Here is a 7,397-nt window from a genome sequence, read left to right as displayed (position 1 = left end):
GTAATACCAAATCCGAACTTCAAAGGAATGTGGTGTGTTTATAAACAAAAAAGAGCTCTCACTGTAAAGAGCTCACGAACCAGTGTATACCTACAATTTCAATAGTATATGTTTATCTTCGATAAATGGTTAATGAAACCAAAAAGAGATGTCGAAATCCATATACAAACCTCAATATTTTTTCGGAAAAACTAGTGTAGTCAGCTTTTTCTTAATAAGTAAATTTTATATACCATATGTCCGGATTATTAGATGGTTCCTCGAACAAAAAAAGAGACAGTTAGCGAAAGCTAACTGCTCAGGTTAAGGAAATTCATTATAATGAGTTTTGGCATAAAGCCATTATACATTATTGACGGAATATTGAGTTTTAATCAAGGAGGAAGGAAAATGGGACAAGGAAACCGTGGAATGCATTTTGAAAAGCTTATCAATTTATCGAATGAAATGTATCAAAGAGAGGGAATGGCGCTTATAAACAAGCGTCCGACTTCTGTAAAAGTGTTAAAGAGTAAAGGTTGCCGTGTACTGAATGGATTCTATGAAGCTAAAAGTACAGTAGACTATGATGGCGTGTACAAAGGACGAGCTTTAGCGTTTGAAGCAAAATCTACAAATGAGATAAATAGGTTTGATTTAAATAATATAGCGCAGCACCAATTGGATTACCTGGAGAAAGCAGAAAAGATGGGGGCAATTTGCTTCTTCCTTATTAAATTCAGTAAGGACAGTTCAGTATTTGCAGTACCACTATCATTTATCCAATCTTATGTAAGAATGTCGCAACAACCAAAAGGTAAGAAGTCGATACCAAGAACAGACTTCGATATGTATGGATACTTAGTAGATCAGACGGAACGAGTTCCAGTTGATTACTTACAATTCATTGATGAGCAAGGATTACTTCCAGTAATAGATAATAGGATTCAACTGGATCAGGGGCATAAAAGGTTAGCGAATGAGGTGGTAAAACAATCGCTGTCTTCTGAAATTGTAGAAAGCAAGAAGATCGAGAAATGGGATGAAAAGTTACTGCAAGTGAGTGGTGGCGAGATACCGTGTATGCAAGTAAAATAAGTGTGTGGGAATATACGGTAAAAAAAGACCCCGAGTGATGGGGTCTTAAAAAGAAATACGAGAAAGGTAACCAATGCAGGTGTTTATAGCCTGTGCAAAAATGAAAATGATATACCAGGAGATGTAGAAAAAATGAGAGTACGTAAATGTAAAAAACAAGCAAAACAAGCAAAATAAGTAAAACCGCTAGAAGAGAGGTGGGACGAAAAGTGTGAAAAAGCAGCCGTTCTATTTAAGCAGGGAGTAGAATACCCAAATATTGCAAAAGAGGTAGGATGTCATGTGAGTAATCTATATAAGGAATTGAAAAAGCGTGGACTTTTCAAAATGCCGTGAGAGTACCGCATGAGAACAAAAATGGAGAGGATGAAAAAATGAACTCACGAGAAAAAAGAATACGTATTTTAGATTTACAAGATCAATATTGTATGTCGTGCGAATCACGCATGAAACCGTTAAAAACTTGTATTTCTCATTGTGAAGTAGGGGAAGAGTTGAAACAATTAGGTACGGAGTTATCCCCAAGTGAGTCGAGAAATAGAATAAAGACAAAACCAAAGGTATACAGGGATTGGGAGGAATTGATCCCTAAAGTAGTAGGACTGAAACAGGAAGGTTATTCGTTATATCAAATTTCATTAATGATTGATTGTAGTTTAAGTGTATTAAAGAGGCAAATGAAGATGCGTGAATTACAGTAAAAGTTACGGTAATTGATGAGGAGGGGCTACATGGCAGGGATCTATCAAAACTTAAGGGAAGAAATTGAGTTACTGGAGATTGAATTAAAGGATCTGAAAGTAGAACACAAATACCTGATAAAGAACATGCATATGAATGCTCCAAAGTTCAATGGAGTTACGGATTATAGTAAAGAGCGTGTAACAGGTGGACAAGTCCCATTGACATTAGATGAAATTGCAGGGCGTCACGATCGCATCATGGAGAAAGCAGTATGTCTAAAAGAAGAGATTACGGAAAAGCGGTTACTGATGGAGGAAGCAAAACACGCCGTGCAAGGTATGAAGGGGATTGAAAAGCAGATTATGTATTTAAGAGATGTGCAGGGATTAAATTTAAGACAAATAGCTGGAGTGTTAGATTATAGCTATGATCATATTAGAAGAATAAGCAGTCAAATGAAAAGATGCCACAGTTATGCCACAATCGTGCCACATTGCTCTTGATATTGGCATGTTATACTTGTATCAGTGAGAAGTGGCGGTAAGCATGGATAAATTTCATAGTCTAAACGGATTACGGCACATAAAAAGAGAGCATCTATAAGATGTTCTCTTTTTATATGGATTGTAAAAGTGTTGTTTTTTTTTTCAACATTTTAGAAATAAATGAGTAACATTAATTCATGTAATCCATACAATGTAAAAAAATTAGAATTGATTTATATGTTGTAAGCATTTGCTTTTAACGCGTACTACTGTACTCATTATCGTCATTCAGATTGTATTTTTTGTACGGATTAGATATTTGAAACACTCATTAGTGATACAGTTATTTTTAATATTTATTAAATGAATGTGTTGAGAAAACCTCAACAGTGGTCGCATACTGAGGATAAAAACACTATCGATATCCATGATTTTTTAAAAAAACTAAGATCTAGAAATGAGAAATACTGGACTGAAAGGAGGTGATCTTGATGGACATCGTACAGGCAATTTTAGATTTTATTAATAAAATCCTTAATCACTTGTAGGTTTGATTAATAAAATCCTTCATTTAGTGTCCTAGTTATCAGAGATAGATTTACATTTATTGATCAAAAACTCATACAAATGCCCTAGCATAATTTTTAAAAGGGCCCTAGTTTGGGTAGCAAAGGCACATATGTCTTCCTTATCCTTCGATTTTTTTCAAAATCTGCTGTGGCATCAGAAGCATAAAAAAAAGGAACTAGAATCTATTCTTCATTATATATGAATAAAACGTAACTAATTTAGTATAAGGAAGTCATATGAGGATAATAAGACTTAGATAGTTTTAGTTTGACATATCCAAACTGTCTTTTTAGAAAGGGAGGAGTACAATGAAACGTGTATGCAACCTGATGATTATACTTGTTTCCAGTTTAATTATAGGTACTGTAAATACCGTACATGCAGAAAAAATTAATAACCCTGAGATTTTCCCAACACCGGCTTCGGAACAAAATCCAGAATCTATTATTTTCAGCTATATCAACACACAGCAAAAAGCATATCCATTAGGAGGGGAAAAAGCGGAAGATTCATTTGATATAACACAAATTACAAAGGATCCTGTAACCGAATCTACAATCGTTCGATTGCAACAGCGCTATAAAGGCGTACCCGTATGGGGATATACTCAAATTGCTCATATTAATAAACAAGGCGTCCTGAAAATGTTTTCTGGTGACATCGCGCCGAACTTATCTCAATCTCAAACACTGCAATTAAATCATCAAATAGATAAACAACAGGCCATTGAAGTTGCTCAAAAAGACCTTGGATTACAACCAAAATATGAAGAAAATCCTTCGGCGACATTATATATGTATCTACAGAATCAAAAGATCTCACAGGTATATGTGGTGCACTTAAACTTCCTCGACCCACATCCTGGAAATTACTATTATTTTATCGATATACAAAGTGGACAGATTTTAGATAAATATAACACAATATACACAGAATCTACTACTGATAATAAAGCACCAATTGCGGGAACAAATACAACCGGAACAGGAAAAGGGATCTGGGGGGATACAAAGTCATTTCCTACCACCTTTTTAGGAAATCAGTATTATTTACAAGACAATACACGTGGTATGATGATTTACACATATGACGCGAAAAATAATCTTACAATTCCAGGAACAGTATGGTCCAATACAACAAACGTATTTAATCGTCCATATGATGCAGCTGCAGTAGATGCTCATTATTATGCTGGGGTCACATACGATTATTATAAAAGGGTATTTAATCGAAATTCCTATAATAATGGTGGGGCAACCATACATTCAACTGTTCATTATGGGAAAAATTATAACAATGCTTTTTGGAATGGCTCACGAATGGTGTATGGCGATGGTGATGGATATACATTTACAGCTTTTTCAGGTGGCTTAGATGTTGTCGGGCATGAGTTAACACACGCTGTCACAAGTTCAACTTCTGATTTAATCTATCGAAACGAGTCAGGAGCATTAAATGAATCTATTTCTGACATATTTGGTGTACTGATTAAACAGGCTAACAATAAAGATACAGATTGGGATATCGGAAAAGATATATATGTATCTAGAAATCAAGCCATGCGATCGATGAGTAATCCAACCAAGTATGGTGATCCCGATCATTATTCGAAACGATACATGGGAACCGGAGATAATGGTGGTGTCCATACGAATAGTGGTATTATAAATAAAGCCGCTTATTTATTAGCAAACGGTGGTAACCATAATGGTGTTAACGTAACGGGAATTGGAAAAGATAAGATGGGAACTATTTATTATCGTGCAAATACAATGTATTTTACATCAAGGACTGATTTTAAGGAAGCACGTAGGTTGCTAATCAAAGCTGCAAGTGATTTATATGGAGATCAGTCACCAGAAGTAAACGCAGTAAAATCTTCCTACGATGCAGTAGGAATCTCATAAATGGTGAAATTCCTATATATGTATTTATATGGCGAAGAGAAGATTTGTAGTTCTCTATCGGTCATCCAATAATGTTTTCTAAGTTAGTATCGTCACTTTTGTGGCGTTTTTTTCTTTGGTGTATAGAAATTACATAATAAACCTATTTGAAGAGTATTTTAGGTGTAGTTTTAATTGAACCGACATACTAAGGTGTAGAAGGTTTTTATATGTTTATTCATAATCCTTATCAGAGAGCACTTAACTGAGGAAAGGTAGTGCTCTCTTTCGTTTGCACACATGGAGAAGACATGCATATAGCAAAGTATGGACAACCCCGATTGTCCTAATTTACTCATGCACTAATTTAACTTCTTTTAGAGCATCCACGCCAAAGGATGCTCTTTTTCTTATGCAAAAATAGGAAAATTTATATGTAGTTAACAAGGTGAGGTTCTATGACAGTGGTGAATGGATATTAAAATATCACATACCGTATTATGTTATTAATTTTAAAAGGAAAATCATTATTAGGTAAAAGGATGAAAAATGCAAATGCAATGTATGATGGAAACTGTGGAATATAAATTTGCATTTTTCATCCTTCGTAGAGAAATACAAAAACAAAGTGGAGGAAGAACAAACGTATTTGGCATATTTTATAGGCAGGTAGTGACGGTCCAAAAAGGGATTCCATGCGTAAATATTATCGTCTGTTCTTCTTCCATTCTTAATATTTTCTATTGGTTGGTTTGTTATACCAATAATGATGAATACAATAAAAAAATAGGCGAATAAAATCGCCTATTTTTTATATCTACACCAAATGCAAAGAGAGTAAGATATATATTATATTCTGTTTTTGGTGTTAAAACCCTTTTTTCATTTTTATTAGAAATCTACTGCGGCTATTCACTGAAAAATGGCATCCACTTTGCTTTGTTATTGTCCTTTGTCTAGGGACAAATAAGTGAAAAATGCGGTGTTATAAGGAATCTAGAAGTTAAATTGGTTTTATAAACCAAAAAAGTAATTTTTTTAACATTTATTTTACTCTCCTTGAAAATGTAAGATGTGAATTAGAAAGCGCCTTCTGAAAATAAATCAAGAACAATTGCAATTACTTAAAGGTAGAAAAAATAGTATTTCTGGATTTGAAGCAAAATGAAAAGTAGTTGTTATTAGCTTTCATTGATCATTCTATAGGAGCAGTAGAAGATGCTATTTATGAGGGGTTGTTTTATATAGGTGTTAATGACATAGCCGCGTGATGGATTACAAAAACTATAGCAGCCATTGCGCTGTAGATTAGGGGGGAATCATTATGCGCGTTAAGTTGTATATGTTGTTATGGTTTATGTTTTTTGTGGTTCCACTAATATTTTTACCTAAAATTTTCCCAGATAATCAAATAGTACAGTGGGTAAGTCTGATTTTTACTATATTGGTATTTATATTGTTGATAGTTAATTATATAGGTATGGAAAAGGAAGAGAAGGGAAGAGAAAAAAGAAATAGGTTATGTTAAGAGGTTTAAAAGAGTGTTGTATTTCGTAGAGCATCTAATCATTTGTAGGTGCTCTATTTTTGTGTGGTATGAAGTTTTTCACAAAACAAACGAACACAACGAATGAAAACAGAGAGTGCAAGACGGTTCCTAAAGGTAGACGTTTAGGGCTAGTAAGAAATGATGGGAAAATACGTTCCTAAATGTTTATTTTAACAATTAAGAACGTTCCTTTAAGTTAGACACCTTTAGGTCTAATGTTTTTTACACAAAAAAAAGACGAGTTTCCGCTCGTCCTTTTTGCTGTGAAAAAAACTATCCAAAAAGAAAACATGCTACTTAAAGGATTGAACAGGAAGTTCTATAATAATATAACCTTACTTTTGGTTCTGTATACCAAGTAAATAAAAGGAATGGTTTTTAGATGTTATTTTGTCTCGTTTGCGCTATCTTCTTTTGGTATGATGAAGCTATCAATGATGGACAAGGGAGTGTGCAAATGAAGAACCGAGTGAATTTACGTGTCGATTTTGCCTTTAAACAATTATTTGGAACCAAAGGGAATGAAGAGATTCTGATGAGATTTCTGAACGAAGTTTTACAGAAATCGTTGCTTTCTCCGATTACGAGCGTATCATTAGAAGATCCACATCTACATAAGGAATATAAAGAGGATAAGTTGTCGATTATGGATGTACGGGCAACGCTTGGGACAGGTGAACTTGTAAACATAGAAATTCAACTTGCAAATAAACACGATATCCAAAAGCGTTCCTTGTATTATTGGTCGAAACTATATGCATCACAAATGCAGGAAGGAATGCCGTATAGTGAGTTGCAAAAATCAATTACGATTAATGTACTAGATTTTATTCTGTATCCGAACCAGGAACACTTTCAAACGACAGGTATCCTATGGGATGTGGAAAAAGAACTCCGTATCAGTGAAGATATAGAAATTCATTATATTGAAATGCCGAAGATTATTGCACAGTGGAGAGGTGCACAGGTGAATCCGTGGCATGATTCATTGGTACGTTGGTTACTCTTATTAGCGGCAAATGAAGATCAAAATCTAACAGACACACTGGAGGCGATTGCGATGGAACAAGATGAAACGTTGCAGAAAGCGATTGATAAGTGGGACAATATGAGTCATAATCAAGCGTTTCGCCGGGAGTATGAGGC

General features: G+C 34.6%; 5 protein-coding genes and 1 pseudogene. All 6 read left to right on the top strand.

The annotated features are described in order from the left end of the window. Window positions 1-390 precede the first annotated feature (390 nt). Window positions 391-990: pseudogene (locus AB3X49_RS14900) on the top strand (Holliday junction resolvase RecU); the annotation flags it as partial. A 461-nt stretch (window positions 991-1,451) separates the two neighbouring features. Continuing rightward, the gene (locus tag AB3X49_RS14895) at window positions 1,452-1,778 is read left to right on the top strand and encodes a zinc-finger domain-containing protein (protein ID WP_367963047.1); all 327 of its coding nucleotides are present in this window, start codon (window positions 1,452-1,454) and stop codon (window positions 1,776-1,778) included. Between the two features lie 30 nt (window positions 1,779-1,808). Further along, window positions 1,809-2,264 carry an RNA polymerase sigma factor gene (locus tag AB3X49_RS14890; RefSeq protein ID WP_367963044.1) on the top strand — a complete coding sequence of 152 codons (456 nt, stop codon included), beginning with the start codon at window positions 1,809-1,811 and terminating at the stop codon, window positions 2,262-2,264. Between the two features lie 860 nt (window positions 2,265-3,124). Then, the gene (locus AB3X49_RS14885; protein WP_367963042.1) at window positions 3,125-4,723 is read left to right on the top strand and encodes a M4 family metallopeptidase; all 1,599 of its coding nucleotides are present in this window, start codon (window positions 3,125-3,127) and stop codon (window positions 4,721-4,723) included. A gap of 1,303 nt (window positions 4,724-6,026) precedes the next feature. Beyond that, window positions 6,027-6,230, top strand: coding sequence for a hypothetical protein (locus AB3X49_RS14880; RefSeq protein ID WP_367963040.1), 204 nt, complete (start codon window positions 6,027-6,029; stop codon window positions 6,228-6,230). A 478-nt stretch (window positions 6,231-6,708) separates the two neighbouring features. Beyond that, window positions 6,709-7,397 (top strand): Rpn family recombination-promoting nuclease/putative transposase (locus AB3X49_RS14875; RefSeq protein WP_367963037.1); only part of this gene is annotated, 689 nt, incomplete at its 3' end.

Origin of the sequence: Bacillus sp. C30, from assembly GCF_040838255.1 — a bacterium.
Classification (GTDB): Bacteria; Bacillota; Bacilli; order Bacillales; family Bacillaceae_G; genus Bacillus_A; species Bacillus_A mycoides.
Note: the sequence above shows the minus strand (reverse complement) of the source record. Positions and strands in the feature narration are given on the sequence as shown.